Source organism: Corynebacterium sp. TAE3-ERU12 (assembly GCF_019209905.1).
Taxonomy (GTDB): Bacteria; Actinomycetota; Actinomycetes; order Mycobacteriales; family Mycobacteriaceae; genus Corynebacterium.
Genome location: NZ_JAHUTM010000001.1, coordinates 465408 through 482506 on the forward strand (window position 1 = coordinate 465408; position 17099 = coordinate 482506).

Annotated in this window: 17 protein-coding genes; 13 read left to right on the forward strand and 4 right to left on the reverse strand. The window is 64.1% G+C overall.

Going from position 1 to position 17099, the window contains the following annotated elements; all coding sequences use genetic code 11:
* Positions 1-84 precede the first annotated feature (84 nt).
* Genes KRX51_RS02085 through KRX51_RS02095 form a run of 3 tightly spaced genes read left to right on the forward strand, consistent with a single transcriptional unit; the run spans position 85 to position 2035 of the window.
* Positions 85-414 carry a hypothetical protein gene (locus tag KRX51_RS02085; RefSeq protein WP_218361294.1) on the forward strand — a complete coding sequence of 110 codons (330 nt, stop codon included), beginning with the start codon at positions 85-87 and terminating at the stop codon, positions 412-414.
* Positions 399-1823 carry a hypothetical protein gene (locus tag KRX51_RS02090; protein ID WP_218361295.1) on the forward strand — a complete coding sequence of 475 codons (1425 nt, stop codon included), beginning with the start codon at positions 399-401 and terminating at the stop codon, positions 1821-1823. The genes KRX51_RS02085 and KRX51_RS02090 overlap by 16 nt, the downstream gene beginning before the upstream one ends.
* A 2-nt stretch (positions 1824-1825) precedes the next feature.
* Positions 1826-2035 (forward strand): hypothetical protein, encoded by a 210-nt coding sequence (locus tag KRX51_RS02095; protein ID WP_218361296.1) that lies wholly within the window; start codon positions 1826-1828, stop codon positions 2033-2035.
* Positions 2036-2112: 77 nt separating this feature from the next.
* Here the strand turns inward: KRX51_RS02095 and KRX51_RS02100 are convergent, their stop codons facing one another.
* Positions 2113-2970 carry a dienelactone hydrolase family protein gene (locus KRX51_RS02100; RefSeq protein WP_218361297.1) on the reverse strand — a complete coding sequence of 286 codons (858 nt, stop codon included), beginning with the start codon at positions 2968-2970 and terminating at the stop codon, positions 2113-2115.
* A gap of 209 nt (positions 2971-3179) precedes the next feature.
* On the opposite strand from KRX51_RS02100, the gene glmS reads away from it, so the two are divergent.
* Positions 3180-5054 (forward strand): glutamine--fructose-6-phosphate transaminase (isomerizing), encoded by a 1875-nt coding sequence (gene glmS, locus KRX51_RS02105; RefSeq protein ID WP_218361298.1) that lies wholly within the window; start codon positions 3180-3182, stop codon positions 5052-5054.
* Between the two features lie 67 nt (positions 5055-5121).
* Here the strand turns inward: glmS and KRX51_RS02110 are convergent, their stop codons facing one another.
* A complete protein-coding gene (locus tag KRX51_RS02110; protein WP_218361299.1) occupies positions 5122-6750 on the reverse strand; it encodes a hypothetical protein in 1629 nt (542 codons plus the stop codon).
* Positions 6750-7718 (reverse strand): ABC transporter ATP-binding protein, encoded by a 969-nt coding sequence (locus tag KRX51_RS02115; protein ID WP_370624981.1) that lies wholly within the window; start codon positions 7716-7718, stop codon positions 6750-6752. The genes KRX51_RS02110 and KRX51_RS02115 overlap by 1 nt, the downstream gene beginning before the upstream one ends.
* 65 nt (positions 7719-7783) lie before the next feature.
* Here KRX51_RS02115 and KRX51_RS02120 point away from each other — a divergent pair, with 65 nt between their 5' ends.
* From KRX51_RS02120 to rimI, 7 genes are all read left to right on the forward strand, one after another.
* The gene (locus KRX51_RS02120; protein WP_218361300.1) at positions 7784-8995 is read left to right on the forward strand and encodes an MFS transporter; all 1212 of its coding nucleotides are present in this window, start codon (positions 7784-7786) and stop codon (positions 8993-8995) included.
* A 10-nt stretch (positions 8996-9005) separates the two neighbouring features.
* Positions 9006-10784, forward strand: coding sequence for a bifunctional ADP-dependent NAD(P)H-hydrate dehydratase/NAD(P)H-hydrate epimerase (locus tag KRX51_RS02125; protein ID WP_218361301.1), 1779 nt, complete (start codon positions 9006-9008; stop codon positions 10782-10784).
* Positions 10785-10788: 4 nt separating this feature from the next.
* Positions 10789-11937 carry an alanine racemase gene (gene alr, locus KRX51_RS02130; protein WP_218361302.1) on the forward strand — a complete coding sequence of 383 codons (1149 nt, stop codon included), beginning with the start codon at positions 10789-10791 and terminating at the stop codon, positions 11935-11937.
* A gap of 9 nt (positions 11938-11946) precedes the next feature.
* Positions 11947-13023 (forward strand): alpha/beta fold hydrolase, encoded by a 1077-nt coding sequence (locus KRX51_RS02135; RefSeq protein WP_218361303.1) that lies wholly within the window; start codon positions 11947-11949, stop codon positions 13021-13023.
* A 67-nt stretch (positions 13024-13090) separates the two neighbouring features.
* Complete coding sequence (tsaE, locus tag KRX51_RS02140) at positions 13091-13525, forward strand: tRNA (adenosine(37)-N6)-threonylcarbamoyltransferase complex ATPase subunit type 1 TsaE (protein WP_255549434.1); 435 nt, start codon at positions 13091-13093, stop codon at positions 13523-13525.
* 10 nt (positions 13526-13535) lie between these two features.
* A complete protein-coding gene (gene tsaB, locus KRX51_RS02145) occupies positions 13536-14243 on the forward strand; it encodes a tRNA (adenosine(37)-N6)-threonylcarbamoyltransferase complex dimerization subunit type 1 TsaB (RefSeq protein WP_218361305.1) in 708 nt (235 codons plus the stop codon).
* A complete protein-coding gene (gene rimI / locus KRX51_RS02150) occupies positions 14236-14715 on the forward strand; it encodes a ribosomal protein S18-alanine N-acetyltransferase (protein ID WP_218361306.1) in 480 nt (159 codons plus the stop codon). Before tsaB ends, rimI begins: the two co-directional genes overlap by 8 nt.
* On the opposite strand, the gene KRX51_RS02155 is transcribed toward rimI, so the two are convergent.
* Complete coding sequence (locus KRX51_RS02155; RefSeq protein ID WP_218361307.1) at positions 14716-15405, reverse strand: TetR/AcrR family transcriptional regulator; 690 nt, start codon at positions 15403-15405, stop codon at positions 14716-14718.
* A gap of 161 nt (positions 15406-15566) precedes the next feature.
* Between KRX51_RS02155 and tsaD the strand changes: the two genes are divergently transcribed.
* On the forward strand, positions 15567-16649 hold the full coding sequence (gene tsaD / locus KRX51_RS02160) for a tRNA (adenosine(37)-N6)-threonylcarbamoyltransferase complex transferase subunit TsaD (RefSeq protein WP_218362226.1): 1083 nt from the start codon (positions 15567-15569) through the stop codon (positions 16647-16649).
* Positions 16650-16797: 148 nt separating this feature from the next.
* Entirely contained in the window at positions 16798-17097 is a 300-nt protein-coding gene (groES, locus tag KRX51_RS02165; protein ID WP_218361308.1) for a co-chaperone GroES, read from the forward strand.
* Positions 17098-17099 lie beyond the last annotated feature (2 nt).

A 17099-nucleotide genomic window follows, 5' to 3' on the forward strand; every position in this document is an offset into this window, starting at 1 on the left:
CCCTATCGAAAATTGGGGGAACCGTCCCTGGCCCTCGTGGCGTCTAAGTGGCGACACCACTAATCGACGGGTCAGGGGGAACTCGTGGACGAGTTATATATTTCCGCACCAGCGGTACGCCGGATCGCCACGGAACTGAGCAATCGCGGCGATCGACACGCTGCTTTATGGCGGGCGGTGCCGCCGCTGCGGCCCAGCGCTACTGGCGCCGGGTTTGCCGGACATGGTGCCCGCCTAGCCGCCGGGATTGATCGGCTGCGTGAGCGGGGCTACATCAACTCCACGCGGATGGCCGAGCATGGCCCGGCCGTTGCCGACCAATGCGGCCAGTGCGCGCGTACCGACGCTGACCAGGGCGAGCAGCATAGCCGCAGCAGCGCCCAGATCGGTGGTGTGTCATGGCCGCACCACTGATAAGCCGAGGCCTGGTCAAGCTGGTTGAGGTATGCGTCAAAATCGACGCTGTTGCCACCGCGGCGGGGGTGCTGTCGCGGGCTGCTGAGGCCGCGCCTGAATTATTGGAGCGGGCCGCGCATATCAACGGTTTTGCCCCGAGTGTGTTCGTCTCGGTTGCGGACACACTGCTCGACGGTGCGGGCCAGGCTGATTCGGAATCTCATGTGGACTTCTCCGGTGTGGCTGGAGCAGCTGCTGAGGCGATGGAAAACGCTGTTGCGGCAGCTACTGGGCAGTGCCAGCAGCAATGGTCAGCCGGTGGGGGCGTGGGCATGGATTTACGCACTGTTGCGCAGCTCATCACCACCGTGTGTGAGGATTCCGACGCCACGATGGAGCAAGCAGTAGCCGCCGGGGCGGCGATTGCCGCGACCGCCCAGGCGATGGTGGGTACCCCTGGGGCGGGCCGGGCAGTGGCTGTGGCGTGTGCTCAGTTGGTGAAGCAATTGCTGGTTTTTATTGATGCAGTGATCGCATCGCGTGATGAGTGTGTGGAGTCGCTTCTTGATGAGGCGTCACGCTGCGTTGATGAGGCGGTATGTGAACCAGTGGAGCCATGCCCGCAGGTGGTGCAGGCACCGCAGTGCCCGCAGTCCCCGATATCCCCTTCGGAACCGACACCTGCCGCGCCGACCGCGCCGACCGCGCCGCCCGTGTCGCCTGCGCCGGCCGCACCGACTATGCCCGCGCAGGTGCCGCAGACTCCTTCGGCACCGCAACCCGTACCCGATGGGCAGCAGCCGATTTGCCCAACCCAACCGCAGGTACCACTCGTCCCGCAGCAACCTGTCGCACCCCACAGTGCAGGCGAACCCCACAATCCGGTACTGCCCGCGCCACCGCCGGCAACAGGGTCGCCGCAGGAGCAGCAACCATGCCCGGTTATGCCGTGTGTGGCAGGAGCTGTTGGTGCCGTGGCTGGGGCAGTGGTGATAGCAGCTGAGGTGGCTGGCCGCGTAGCCGCAGAGGTTGCGGTATCGGCTGCTGCGACACTCGAGGCGGAATGTTTTCTCGACTTGTCGATGCCGGAGTGCCCGGAGCCACACCACGAACCAGCGCCTGAACCTGAGCCGATTCCCAAACCGGCACCAGAACCTGAGCCAGAACCTGAGCCTGAGCCAGAACCTGAGCCTGATTTTTCTGATGTTGTCGAGCCGCCACCACCGGCAGGCAAGGTAGCCCACTACGGCACCGGCGATAACACCGAACCGGAAGAGCACACAGCCGACACTCCCGCGCCTGCACCTGACCCCGCGCCCGCACCTGCCCGCGCACCAGAGCCGAAACTCACCGCTGATCCTGAGCCCACTGGTGAACACGCACCTGGGCATCGTTCTGTCGACATGCCGAAAGTGAGCCAGTGGTAGTCATGCCCGATAACCACCGCGCCAACTTCGACGACATCATGCGCACCTACCGGTCCCAGATGGGTCTCCACCAACGTCGCTGGGAAAAGGCCCTCGCCGAGACCCGCCGCAGCCTCACCCGCGCCAATAACCACGGCCAGCCCACACCGTCGGCAAGCACCACCACAACCCAGCCCACCGCAGGCGCAGTGCGGCGCATCTCCAGCGGCTAACCGCTAGACATGGCAACGGCCGCGCGCGGGATAGCCCACACACGCGGCCGTGAAACCTGAAACTACAAACCTACGAGTTAGTCGTCCTTGCTCTCATCGTCATCACTGGAAGCACCGGGGACAAGAATGGTCTCACGCAAGAACTCAACGGACTGGCCCTTGGAGTTTTTGATCTTCTCCGACGGATCGGAAAAACCGGCGTAATCATCAAGACCGGCGATGACCTCCAGAATCCAGCCGGTAAGAATAGCCCGGGCGAACTCCCGCTTCTTACGATCCGAAGAGGTCACACCAAGCAAGCGTCGCAGCAACGGCGACTCAGAGAAATCATTTTGCTCAGTGTCTTCAATCTTGCGGTAACAGACATCGCCAGCCCATTTCACAGCCATCCGGGCGGGGTTGCCGCGGTCGAGCCACTCATTATCCTCCGGGGCCAAAATCAGGCCCGGGGCATGAATATTAGTGGCGGCAGCATCCGCCGGCGGGGCCGTATTGGCCGGGTAGACACACGCCACACCGGCAACATGGTCACGGCCCGCAGCAGCCAGGGCGGCGCAACCAGCACCCATGCCATGACCTGCGAAACCAATCTTCGACGGATGCACGGTCACCTCACCGGTGCCCAAACGCACACCCGCAAGAACCTGCAGCGCAGACTCCATATCGGCGGCCAGGCCGCGATGGTCAGCCAGGAAGCCGTTCTCGGTGTCGGGGGCGGCCACACAAATACCCCAGGACGCCAGGTGGCGCAGGGTTGCGTGGTAATTCTGCACCGGTTCACGCCAATCATGGCCCCACACAATGGCAGGCAGGTTAGTGCCTTCATCCGGGGTGTAGACCGCGCCGGGCAGGCCAACATAGGAAAGATCGCCGACCAGCACATTATGCGGGCCGCGCTTCGACAGCTTGGATACGAGTTTGTTCAGGTTTGCCACGTGGCCAGCATAACGATTCCACCCCTTGTTCGTGATTCCTTGGGTCAAGGGGGCGGGGCGCGCCCACAATAATTGGGATATTTCGCACGCCCCAGCGGCGGCGCGCACCGCTGATACGCAGCATGAAATAGGCGAACACCGTCGCTGATGAGTGACGCGGCCTCTACAGGGTTCACTTAGGACCGCGCCGGGTGGTTATTCTTAGGGCCATGTGCGGAATCGTGGGATATGTAGGCCAGAAGCCCGCCCTTGAGGTAGCTATTGATGCGTTGCGACGCATGGAATACCGAGGCTACGACTCGGCGGGTATCGCAGTGCTCGATGGAGAAGGCGGCATCCTCTCAGAAAAGAGCGCCGGCAAACTCGCCAACCTCGAAAATGAACTCGACGCGGTTGGCCGGGACCAGTTCACCGGCACCACCTGTATCGGCCACACCCGGTGGGCCACACATGGTCGCCCCACCAACGCCAATGCGCACCCCCATATCTCGTACGACGGCAAGGTCGCCATCGTGCACAACGGCATCATCGAAAACTTTGCCCCCTTGCGCAGCGAACTCGAAGAAGCCGGTATCGAACTCAACTCCGAAACTGACTCCGAAGTCGCATGCCACCTTCTGGCGCGTGCCTACAACGGCGAGGACAACTCCGGCACCGCAGGTGACTTCCAGGCCTCGGCGCTGGCCGTGCTCAACCGCCTCGAGGGCGCGTTCACGGTGCTGTTCACCCACGCCGACCACCCGGACACCATCGTCGCCGGTCGCCGCTCCACCCCGCTGATGGTCGGTGTCGGCGGCGATGGCATGTACCTCGGCTCCGACGTTGCCGCGTTCATTGCCTACACCAAGGAAGCCGTCGAACTGGGCCCGGACAGTGTCGCGGTCATCACCGCCGACGACTACACCCTGCTTAATTTCGACGGCAGCGCAGCCGAAGGCCGCCCCTTCACCATCGACTGGGACCTTGAAGCAGCAGAAAAGGGCGGCTACGAGTCCTTCATGCTCAAGGAGATCCACGAGCAGCCCGCCGCGGTGCGCGACACCCTGGCCGGCCACTTCATTGATGGCCGTGTTGTTCTCGACGAGCAGCGGATGAGCGACCAGGACCTGCGCGATATCAAGAAGGTATTCGTCGTCGCCTGCGGCACCGCCTACCACTCCGGCCTGCTGGCCAAGTACGCCATTGAGCACTGGGTGCGTATCCCCGTCGAAATTGAGGTCGCCTCCGAATTCCGCTACCGCGACCCCGTGCTGGACCGGCAGACTCTCGTGGTGGCTATCTCCCAGTCCGGTGAGACCGCCGACACCCTGGAGGCAGTGCGCCACGCCAAGTCGCAGGGCGCACGAGTGCTGGCCGTGTGTAATACCAACGGCGCGCAGATCCCCCGCGAGGCCGATGCGGTGCTCTACACCCACGCCGGCCCCGAAATTGGTGTCGCCGCCACCAAGTCCTTCCTCGCCCAGGTCGCCGCGAACTATATTGTCGGCCTGGCCCTGGCCCAGGCCCGCGGCACGAAGTACCCCGACGAGGTCACCCGCGAGTACGAAGAACTCGAGGCCATCCCGGACAAGATCGCCGACGTCCTCGAAGACGGCGACCGGTACCTCGATATCGCCCGCGAGCTTGGGGCGATCCCGACGATGCTGTTCCTCGGCCGCCACGTCGGCTTCCCCGTTGCCCTGGAGGGCGCGCTGAAGCTGAAGGAATTGGCCTATATTCACGCCGAGGGTTTCCCCGCCGGGGAACTCAAGCACGGCCCGATTGCGCTTATCGAAGACGACCTGCCGGTGGTTGTGGTGGTGCCTTCCCCGAAGGGTCGGGCGGTGCTGCACTCGAAGATCGTCTCCAATATCCAGGAGATCCGGGCCCGTGGCGCGAAGACGATTGTCATCGCCGAACGCGGTGATGAAGCAGTCAAGCCGTATGCCAACTACCTCATTGAGATCCCGGAGACCTCCACTCTGCTGCAGCCGTTGCTGTCCACCGTGCCGCTGCAGTTCCTGGCCGCCGAGATCGCCCGCCAGTGCGGCAATGACGATATCGACAAGCCGCGTAACCTCGCCAAGTCCGTCACCGTCGAGTAGGACCTGCTGAGCCACCACGCATGCCGGGTGCCCCATCGTGGGGTACCCGGCATTGTCGTGTTTTTTACTACCCGACGCTGTTACGCCGGTCGGCCAGCACAGCACCAATGACTGCACCTGCGATACCGATGGCCACAAGCACAGCAGTTGCGACCCAGTCATAGCCCTCGGATTCCACAAAAACGGGGTGGCCCACGAGCGACCAATCCTGCATCCACTCCGGCAGGTTGAGCAGCTCGTACAGGTACGACACCACGCCGGAAAAAGCCACAGGAATCCACGCCAGCCCACTCCAGCGCGGTGCGGCGGCAGCCAGCAGCGTCGCTAAGCCCGCAGTGGCAATCGCGCCCGGGGCGAAGGACGCCAACAGCCACAGGCCCGGTTCGGTGAGGTCTTTGTCCGTGCTGCTTTGTGCGGCCCACATGGTCAGCGGGGCGGCGATGGCGCTGATCGCCACGACGGTGAGCACGGTGAACACCCAGGCGACGACGTACGGTGTGCGGTGTGTGGTGCCGGATGTGTGCTCCGGGATGAGCCACCCGTGGCGTTCATCGCCGGCAGCTGAGGTGGCTAGATGCACCGCAGCGCAGCACAGCAATGTGCCGGCAAACACACCCATATGCGCCAAAAAAGCCGCCTCAATGGCATCGCCATCGAGCATGCCGGGCACGAAATCCGCCGCACCAGGGGAGCTTTTCAGCAGCTCGACCATATCTGCGGTCAATGAGGCAAAACCCACCGCAGTGGCAACGACCGCCACACCCCACCACACTGCGGTCATCCGGTCCAGCCGCCACCGCAGCCCCCAATGCCCATAACCGGGCACTAAGGCTGCCGCACCGGCGTCAACAGTTCCAGGGGCGGAGTGCTTTGTGCCTGCGCGTGCCGACGTGGCCGGCCAGGTAGCGCCCACTTCGCGGGAGGTGGCCATACCCAGGGCCAGGTGGAAAGCCAGGATGATGAATGCGGTGACGTACAACAGCGGCCACCACGCCTCATCGGCAGTAAACGGGGCCACAATATCGCGCCAGCCCAACGGGGAGAGCCACCGCAACCAGCCGATATCGTTCACGTCGGCGACAGCGCGCAGCACAAAAGCCACCGCCACCGCAGCCAGGCCGTACCCGCGGGCAGCACGCCCAGTACCGGCCAACTGCGCCAGCACGACACCGACAGCCCCCATCGCGGTCATACAGGTCCCCGCCGCAAGACCACCAAGAATAGAGCCCGATACCGTCACCTCATCGGTGACGGTATGGCCGTAGTACAGCCCGGCCGCCGAGGCGGCGGCGAAAACCACCCCAATAAGGACAATGACAGCCGCTGCTGCCAACGTCGGCACCCGCGCGGTGAGCCCCTGGGCGCGCACCAGCTCAGTGATCCCGTTTTCTTCCTGAACCCGGGTCATGCTCGCAGCCAGCAGCACCATCATCACCGAACCCAAAATCAGCACATAGCTGTGGTTTTCCCAGATGGCCACGGCAGGCAGGGAGAAGTCGTAATCGATCGGCCCGTAGACGGCTTTCATACCGGCGTTGGTCACCAGAGTCGGCAACATCGCTTCGAAAGCCGCGTCGTTGGGGTAGACCGAGTAATAACCCGGCACCGCCACGACGACCAGGGCGAATAACGGCACCAGCCAGGCGGTAATGAAGATCCATCGGGTACGCAGATGCAGGCGGATAAGTGTGCCCATTAGCGCTGGCCTCCAGCATCGGCGCTGGCAGCGGCGCTGTAGTGGTCCATGAAAATATCGTCCAAGGCCGCGTCAGTGCAGGTGATATTTGTTGCGCCTTGGTCCAGCAGTTTCTGCAGCGTGCCGCTGACCTCAGCGCGCGGATGCAACTGGTCATAGTGGGTGCCAGCAATATCGGCAGTAATCCGCGAACCACGCAGGTGCGTCAACTCCGACAAGGCACCCGATTCGACCAGGCGCCCCTGGCGGATAATGGTCACATCGTCGGCAAGCTTTTGTACTTCCGGCAGGATATGGCTCGACAGCAGCACCGACTGGCCGCGGCCCACGGCTTCGCGCACACACTCGGTGAACACATCCTCCATAAGCGGGTCGAGGCCACTGGTCGGCTCGTCGAGCACCAACACGTCAACATCGGCAGCCAAGGCAGCAACCAACATCACCTTTTGCCGATTGCCTTTGGAATATTCGCGGATCTTCTTCGTCGGATCGAGGTCGAACCGCTCGATCAGCTCTGCGCGCCGCTTCGGGTCATCGCCGCCATGGCGGTCGCGGAGGCGAGCCAAGGTGGCCAAAGTTTTCGCACCAGTCAGCTGTGGCCACAGGGCAACATCACCGGGAACATAGGAAACTCTGCGGGTCGCCCGGGACGGGTTGGTAGTCGGATTATGGCCGAGCACACTGATGCTGCCAGCGTCGGGACGCAACAGGCCCAAAATAGCGTGAATAGTGGTGGACTTGCCGGCCCCATTGGGGCCCAGGAAACCGTGCACAGTCCCAGGGCGCAGATCCAGATCCAGCCCAGCCACGGCGGTGTGGTTGCCGAATTTCTTCGTCAATCCGCGTACCGAAATAACGGGTGTGGACGCATCCATCGACATTAGGGTCTCCTCATTATCGCTGGTTATAGCTACCAGTATCTCCCATAATGCGGTGATCCGGAAGAGATTGAGACCAGGTGCTGGCACCGGTGCAGCGTGACCTACATTATGTGTGGCCCACCACAGCCCAACCACGAATGGAGGTGAGCGCAATGATGACGCCACAGACCTACCCAGAACGCACCCACTGGACAGCAGTGATCGCCCTGGGGGCGGGGATTTTCACCATGACCACCCTCGAGGAATTACCCATCGGGGTCCTGACGCTAATGTCCGACGGACTGGAAACCAGCGACGGTGTGATCGGCCTGGGTGTGACCGTGCCCGGAGTGCTCGCCGCCATCGTTGCGATCATCGCCCCGCGGCTTACCGGCCGGATAGATCGCCGCCTCGTACTCACCGCCGCCCTTATTGCCTCAGCACTATCGGCACTGATGACCGCCCTGGCGCCCAGCCCCGGATTCTTTCTCGCATCCCGAATCCTGATCGGTATCGGGCTGGGCGTGTTCTGGGCGCTGCTAGGCGCATCCGCGGCGCGCCTGGCCAGCCCCAGACAGGTCGCCCGCGCCCTGACCGTGGCCTTCTCCGGCGGGGCTGGGGCCATCGTGCTGGGCGTGCCGCTAGCCACCTACGTCGGTGCCCTCGTCGGCTGGCGTGGGTCCTTCTTCGCCGCCGCAGCGCTGGCCACCAGCATGGCCATTGTGCTGTGGGTGGTGGTGCCACCGATCCCGGCGACCCCTGGTGCCAGCTTCGCCGATATCGGCCGCGCCTGGTCGCTTTCCGGTGTGCGCTTCGGGGTGCTCTACACCTTCGTGGTGGTGCTTTTTCACTTCAACGCGTACACCTATGCCTCCCCAATCCTGCAGAAACTATCCGGGGTCAGTGTTGCCGGTGTGGGCACCATGCTGCTGATTTTCGGCCTAGCCGGCCTATCCGGAAATTTCCTATCCGGCCCGGCAATGGACCGTTCTCTCACCGCCACCATGGTGGCACTGCCGCTGGGGCTTGCCATCGCCATGGCGGTACTCACCCAGGCCTCCGGGCCGCTTGGCGCCGGGGCGGTGATGGCCCTTTGGGGACTGTTCGGCGGGGCGGTCAGTGTCGTGTCCCAGGGGTGGGTGCTCGATGCCTCCGGGGACCTGGCCGAGCCGGCCTCTGGTCTTAACTCCGGGGCTTTTAATCTCGGCATCGCCGGCGGGGCACTGACCGGTGGACTGATCCAGCCCGGGATTCCAGGTATGCCCGGGGTGCTCGGCGCAGGCGGGCCAGTAGCGATTGTGACCGTGTCCATTATCGGCATGATTGTGGCCCTATTCTTAGCTGTTGCGGCGGCACGTCGATCACGGCGAGTACGGGCGTCGTAGCCTGGGCCATATGATGCCCGTCTATACCGCTGACCAAGTCCGTCGCGCAGAACGCCCCCTGCTGGATACCCAAACCAGCGTCGATGAGCTCATGCGCAACGCAGCATCGGCGGTGGCTAAGGTCGCACGCGAATTCCTCGGCCCAGTCCGGCTCAACCCGCGTCGCATTGTGCTGCTCGTCGGCTCCGGCGGTAATGGGGGAGACGCCCTCTACGCCGGGGTGGAGTTGCTGCACGAGGGCTACCGGGTCAGTGCCGTGCTGTGCTCGAAGAACCCACACCAGCCTGCTGTTGACGCGTTCACCACAGCCGGCGGCAATATCGTTGGGCCGATGTTATTGCACGCCAGCGACTGCGCCCTGGCCATCGACGGCATTGTCGGCCTGGGCTGTAGTGGGGCGCTGCGTGCAGATAGTGCCCGCATTGTGGCCTCACTTGAACAAGCCGAGGTGCCCTTCATCGCCGTTGATGTGCCCTCCGGGGTGGTGGCCGATACTGGTGGCACCGGTGCGGAAGGCGCAGAAGGACTCGTCACCCACGTCACCGCCGAGACCACCGTGACCTTCGGTGGGCTGCGTCGGGCGCACGCGATTTCCCCTGCCTGTGGACGTGTGGTGGTGGCCGATATTGGAGTCACAGACAGCACCCGCCCCACACTGTCGCAGGAACTCGCCCGAGTCGCCGCTGCCGATATCGCCGCTGCTAAACAGCCCGCACTCAGCATGATTAAGGGCCTGCAGGACGCGGTAGCAGTCCCCCGGCTGCAGCCTTATCCCAGCGACGATAAATACTCCGGTGGGGTCGTGGGTATTTGTGCTGGCTCCGAGACATACCCCGGTGCCGGGGTGCTCACCGCTACCGCCGCAGTCCGGGCCACCAGTTCGATGGTGCGGGCAGTAGGGCCCTGTGTGCCCGAGATCATTCGGGCCCTGCCGGAAGTTGTCGGTGCGGACTCGATCAATAACTGTGGCCGCGTCCAGGCCTGGGTGGTCGGCCCTGGTCGTGGTTCTGGCTGGTTGGTGCGCGAAGAACTCGTCACTGTGCTCAGCTCTGCGGAGCCCGCGCTGCTCGACGCTGATGCGCTGACCATGCTCGCTGAGGAAACCCGGGTGCTTGACACTTTGCGGGAACGCAATGCGGCCGGTCAGCTCACCGTGCTCACCCCGCACGTCGGTGAGTTCCGCAGGCTTGCTGCTGCCATCGCCGACGCGGAGAACACCCCGAACCCCATGTGCCCAGGCACTAAGGCAGCCAGCACCGCAGGGGAAGGGGACCAGGACGCAGTGCCCGATCCGCGTGCCGACGATCCGGTCGCAGCCGAGCCCGCTGGAAATGACCCTGTCGGAGAGCCGGAAAACACGGCCCCACCCACGCACCCCGCTATCGCCGACCCCGAAGTGGACCGCCTCAGCGCTGCTCTTGGCTTGGCCGCCGAGCTGGGCTGTGTGGTGCTGCTGAAAGGCCACGCCACAATCATTGCGGAACCGCCGGCACCGAAAACCCCAGCCGGTAAGGCCACCATCGTTGAATCCGGCAGCTACTGGGCCGCCACCCCAGGCAGCGGGGACGTACTAGCCGGGCTTATCGGGGCGTGGCTCGCGCACACCCCACACCCGTCAATCATCGCCGTAGCAGCCACTATTCACGCCACCGCAGCGGAGTTGTCGGCACGCACCCCAGCCGGGCCGGCGCCGACGTCGGCAAGCCTCATCGCCAACGCCATCCGGGAGGCCACTGCCGAAGTCGCCGGGCGCAATAAACAGGACTGGTTGCGCGCGATGGCACAATGAGCCCATGCCCAGCATTGAACCGACAGCGCACCCGGTAACTGCCACGATTGACCTCAGCGCAATTGCCGCCAATGTGCGCCGCGTGCGCGAAATCTCCGGTGCGCCGCGCATTATGGCCGTGGTGAAAGCCGATGGTTATGGGCACGGCATCGCCCAAGCCGCCCGGGCTGTGCTCGCCGGCGGGGCCGACCAGCTGGGGGTGGCCACCCTCGATGAGGCACGCGCGCTCCGCGAGGCCGGAATCACCGCCCCGGTGCTGTGCTGGCTGTGGCTGCCCGACCAAGATATTGCTGGTGCGGTGGGCAATGATGTGGACCTCGGGGTGGCCTCCCTCGCCCACCTGGATGCCGTCATTAAGGCGGGTCAGCACGTGGGTAAAAGGCCGCGGGTGACCATCACCGTCGATACCGGCATGAACCGCAATGGATTCTCCGCGATCAACGGTGACCTCAGCGCCGCCGCACCCCGCATCGCCCAGGCGCACGGGGAGGGGCTTATCGACGTCACCGGCGCGGCCACCCACTTCTCGAATGCTGACGACCCCGATGACCCCAGCATTGATATGCAAGCCGACCGGTTCCGCGCCGCGATCGCTGAGCTGCGCGCTGAAGGGCTGACACTGCCGGTCAATCATGCCGCTAATTCCGCAGCGAGCCTCAGCCGCCCGGACCTGGTCTTCGACATGATCCGCCCGGGCCTGGTCAACTACGGCCTCGAGCCGATTGCCGGGCGCAGTCATGGGCTTGTGCCCGCGATGACCCTGAGCGCGCGAATCGGCCTGGTCAAGGACGTTCCGGCAGGAGAAGCGGTGAGCTACGGGCGCACCTGGAACACCGACCACGACACCCGCGTGGCAGTGGTTCCCTTCGGCTACGCCGACGGAATGCCCCGGTCACTATCGGACCGGTGCTCGGTGTGGTGTCACGGCACACGTTTCCACCAGATCGGCCGGGTGTGCATGGACCAGTTCGTCATCGAAGTCGACGACAGTGTGCACACCGGTGATGAGGTGGTCATCTTCGGCCCCGGTGCGGCCGGTAACCAACCCGGTGCGCCCACCGCCGATGAGCTTGCGGAAACACTCGGCACCATTAACTACGAGATAGTCACCATGCCGCGCGGGCGGACGGTGCGCCGGTATATCGAAAGTTAGCGGCAGATTATGGCGTCTTTCCGGTTCGACAAATACCTCCCACGGCCCACCCACGGCCTTGATATGGCCGTCGGGGCGGGCGTTCTCGCCGCAGCTGCCACCGCAGGTATTGCCGGGGTGCGCCACCGCATCATGCCGCAACGCACCCCCACCGCCGCGCCGGTGCAGCTCGAATTGCCCGAACCGACCTGGCGCGGCACGGTCACCGCTGATGATGGTGTGCCCTTGGCGGTGCGGGAAATCGGCCCCGCCGAGGCGCCGCTGAGTGTGGTGTTCATCCACGGCTACTGCCAGTCTGCTGCGTCTTGGTCTCGGCAGGCGGCGTGGCTGCGCGACGAGCTTGGGGACAGTATCCGCATGGTGCTGTTCGACCAGCGTGGCCACGGCCAGTCGGGCACCCCCACCCCGCAGTCATGCACCATCGCGCAGACCGCCCAGGACCTCGCCGCCGTTATTCACCAGCGCGTGCCGGAGGGGCCGCTGGTGCTAGTGGGCCATTCAATGGGGGGCATGACGACGATGGCGCTGGGCGGCGTCGGTAGCGATATTGTGCCCCGCATTCGCGGTATCGCCCTTATTGCCACCGCCGCCCGGGGCCTGAATGAGGGCGGGATTCCCCGGATGCTGCTCAACCCCGCCGGCCACGCCGTGGTCAGTGTTGCCGCACAGGTGCCGTGGCTGACCGACCATATCCGCAACCTCATCCACTTTTGGACGAAGCCGATTGTGCACGGTGGGTCTTTTGGGGACCAGAAAACAGCGTCGGCAGTGCTGAACCTCAATGAGCAGATGATCGACAGCACCGAGTCCACCACGATCCTCAACTTCTTCGAGTCACTACAAGGGCACGACGAAACTGAGGGGCTGCGTGCCCTATCGCATATTCCCGGGGTGGTCATCGCTGGTCTTCGGGACCGCATGGTGCCGCCTGGTCGCTCCGATGAAATCGCCGCGCACTGGCCGGCGGTGCGCCTAGTGCGGGTGCCAGGTGCAGGCCATATGGTGCATATGGAATGCCCGGAGCTGGTCAATGAGGAGTTGCTGCGGTTGCTGCACCAGGCTGGGCTGTCTGCCGACGCCGACTAATATCGGGCTGGTGAGCTCCTTCGACTTCAGCACCAGCGGCACCGCCACCGTGCCAACCGCCGATGAGATGCGCGCTTTCGGGGCGCACTTGGGCGCAACCCTTCGCCCTGGCGACTTGGTGATCCTGGATGGCCCATTGGGGGCCGGGAAAACCACCCTGACCCAGGGCATTGGGGAAGGCATGCAGGTGCGTGGCCGGGTGACCTCACCGACCTTCACCATCGCCCGCGAACATCGCCCCGCCGTTACTGGTGGGTGCCCGTTGGTGCATATGGACTGCTACCGCTTGCTTGATACCGGTGGTGATGTGCTCGGCGCCCTCGACGCCATCGATGTTGATACTGACCTCACCGACTGCGCTGTCGTCGCGGAATGGGGGGAGGGGCTGGTAGAACAGCTCACCGACGCATACCTGCTGGTGCAGATCAGTCGCGGTAGCGACGATGAGGTGCGCACAGTCTCGTGGCGCCGGGTGCAAGGCGATGCGGGGATGGGCCACTAGGGTGGGGGTTATGTATGTGCTCGCGATCGATACCTCAACACCGCAGGTCACTGCCGGGATCGTTGAGGTAACAGGGGACAGCATTGCCCCCGTTGCTACCCGCACCTTCCTTGATGGCCGCGCCCATAACGAGGTGCTGGTCACACTGATTCTGGAATGCCTGGCCGAAAGTTCCCTGAGCCGGCGCGATCTTGCCGCAGTGGTCACCGGCTGCGGCCCGGGCCCGTTTACTGGCCTGCGCGTAGGGATGGCCACCGCCGCGAGCTTCGCCGACGCCCTGGCCATCCCCGTGCACGGGGTGTGCTCCCTGGACGCATTGGCGCCGATTGACGGCCCCGCCGTGGTCGTCACCGATGCGCGCCGCCGTGAGGTCTATGCCGCCACCTACTGCGACGGGCACCGCAGTGCTGGGCCGATGGTGCTGGCCCCGGCCGCTCTTGCTGAGGAGTACCCGCAGGCCGAACGGATTGTGGGCTCAACCACCCATGCCCGGTTGGTGGCCGAGCACCTTGACCACGAGCCCAGTATTGCCGAGGCCCTGCCCACCCCAGAGGCGCTGGTGCGGGTTGCGGTGCGTGACTGCGCAGCCACCGGTGGGCTGACCGAACCAGGTGCCGCGCTAGCGCCGCTGTACCTGCGCCGGCCTGATGCGGTGGCCCCGAAGAAAAAGCCGGTATCCCCAGCGCTGCAGCACCGCCCGGAGCACGGGCATGACTGATGAGCAGCCCATTATCCGCCGGTTGGCGCCCGGTGCGGCCACGGAGCTTGCCGGGCTAGAAGCCGAGGTTTTCGCCGGTGCGGACCCGTGGCCAGCAGCCGCGTTTGTCTCCGAGCTGAGCAGCCCTTTTACGTTCTATGTCGGCGCGCACGTCGGCACGCAATTGGTGGGATATGCGGGTCTGGCCCGGGTCGGTACCGAAGCTGACCCTGACTATGAAGTGCACACCATGGCGGTGGCGAGTTCCTACCGCGGCACCGGGCTGGGCCGAAAACTGCTCAATTGCCTGCTGGCGGCCGCCGATGAGAACCCCGGGCCGGTGTTTTTAGAGGTCCGGGTGGGCAATGACCCGGCCATCGGGCTGTATGAAGCTGCGGGGTTTACCACCATCGGCCGGCGCGAAAAGTACTACCAACCGCAGGGCGATGACGCGTGGGTGATGCGCCGGGAACCTGCCCCGCAGAAGGCCTGATTACTGGTCAGTAAACGGCGATTCGGAGACCATGCGCTCGGATTGTTCCCGCTCGCGCACCACAGCCGGCTCGAGGAGGCCGTTTTCCATGGCGATGATGAGGTACTCAATCTTCTGCTTGAGCTGCACCTCAGCGTCACCGGCGAGGCTGCGGATCTCTTCCGGGCTCACATTGTCGGCAAGCGATTCGCGTACGAAGGAGGCGGTGCGCCGCTTCAGCGGGGCGTAGTTCACGCTGGAAACCAGGGTGGTTTCAGCGACCAGGTCGAGCAGGAATAGTGCCTGGTAGACCTTCAAACCGCCCTTGACTAAACCGGTGACGATATTGGCGAGGGGGTCGCGCACATTATCGTAAATATCGAGGGTGAGCAGCACCATCGCCAGGCCTTCGTGCTTATTGACCAGGCGCCACAGCTCGGCGGCATTGCCGCGAATCTGGTCCTGCCAGGGCAGGTCGTGGGAGCTGGGCTGTAATTCCTGGGCGAGTCGGTCCAGGATGGCGCCGACGAGAGCGCGGCGGTCCTCAGTGACGCGGTAGAGCGCAGACGGGGCGACACCGAGGCGCTTGGCGACGCTGCCGATGGTGAAATCGCGGATACCTTCTTCCAGCGCTGCGTCAATTGCATCATCAAGAGTGAAGGTTGGCTTAGGGCCCGGTCGACGGCTGGGACGGCTAGAAGTAGGGGACATAGCAAAAATAATAGGACCCGGGAACAATATTTCGCTATATCTCTCACCCCCATTTCAGAGTTACCTTCTTATTTGGTTGCGCCGTGCTTGGTAGCAGCCTCGGGCGCGCTGCAGGTGACAGCGTAGAATCAGCCCGCATGAGCACCCCGCAGACCGCCACGATGAATATCCTCGGCATCGAAAGCAGCTGCGATGAAACAGGCGCAGCCGTGGTGCGCGTGACCTACCGCACCGACCTGCCCGACGGAGATCCCGCGCCCACCATCGAGTTGTTATCCGATGTGGTGCATTCCTCAATGTCTGAGCACGCTCGATTCGGTGGTGTCGTCCCCGAAATCGCCTCCCGCGCTCACCTTGAGGCGCTGCAGCCGGTGGTGCGGGCCACGCTTGCCGACGCTGGTATCGACGCCCCCGATGCTGTGGCCGCCACGGTGGGGCCGGGCCTGGCGGGTGCGCTGCTGGTCGGCGCGGCTGGGGCGAAGGCCTATGCCGCTGCGTGGGATGTGCCGTTCTACGGGGTCAATCACCTCGGCGGGCATGTGGCCGTTGATGCCTTGGCTAGCGGCGCGGACTTGACCAATGCGGTTGCTTTGTTGGTCTCTGGCGGGCATACCCAGCTGTTGCGGGTGCGCGGGATTGGCCGGCCCATGTCGGAGCTTGGTTCCACCCTCGATGATGCTGCCGGTGAGGCTTATGACAAGGTCGCTCGGCTATTGGGGTTGGGTTATCCCGGCGGCCCGGTGATTGACAAGTTGGCGAAAAAGGGCGATCCGGCGGCGATAGCGTTGCCGCGCGGCATGATGCGGCAGCAGGATTCCCGCCATGATTTTTCTTTTTCTGGTCTGAAGACCGCTGTGGCGCGGGTGGTTGAGGCTGCCGAGCGGGAAGGCCGCACTATTGATATTGCTGACCTGTGTGCCTCATTCCAGGAGGCGGTATGTGATGTGCTGACGTTTAAGGCAGTGCGGGCGGCCACTGATGTGGGGGCGACTGTGGTGTTGCTGGGTGGGGGAGTGGCGGCCAATTCGCGGTTGCGTGAGTTGGCTGCTGAGCGGTGCGCGAAGGCGGGGTTGTCGTTGCATGTGCCGCCGGCTCGGTTGTGTACGGATAATGGCGTGATGATTGCCACCTTGGCGGCGCACCTGATTGCTGCTGGTGGTCAGCCCTCGGGTTATGGCTGCGGTACGGATCCGGGTTTGCCGGTGGAGATTCCGCTGGTGGCCAAGGATGAGCCGGCGGCTTAAAAAACTGGCACTACTCCACGTTGAGTGTTGGCACTTGCGGTTGTAGAGTGCCAACCAAGGTTGTTTGACACACAGTTGTTCACCCGCGACGACGGCTGTGCTGGAAGTCAACCGGCACACCAAAGACTCACATACGGAGGAAATTATCGTGGCGAACGTCAACATCACGCCGCTCGAGGACAAGCTCCTCGTCCAGATCAACGAGGCAGAGGCCACTACCGCCTCCGGCCTGGTCATCCCGGACTCCGCTAAGGAGAAGCCGCAGGAGGCCACCGTTATCGCCGCCGGCCCGGGTCGTTTCAACGACAAGGGTGAGCGTGTTGCTATGGACGTCAAGGAAGGCGACGTCGTCATCTTCTCCCGCTACGGCGGCACCGAAATCAAGTACCAGGGCGAGGAATACCTCATCCTGTCGCAGCGCGATATTCTCGCCATCGTCGAAAAGTAAGG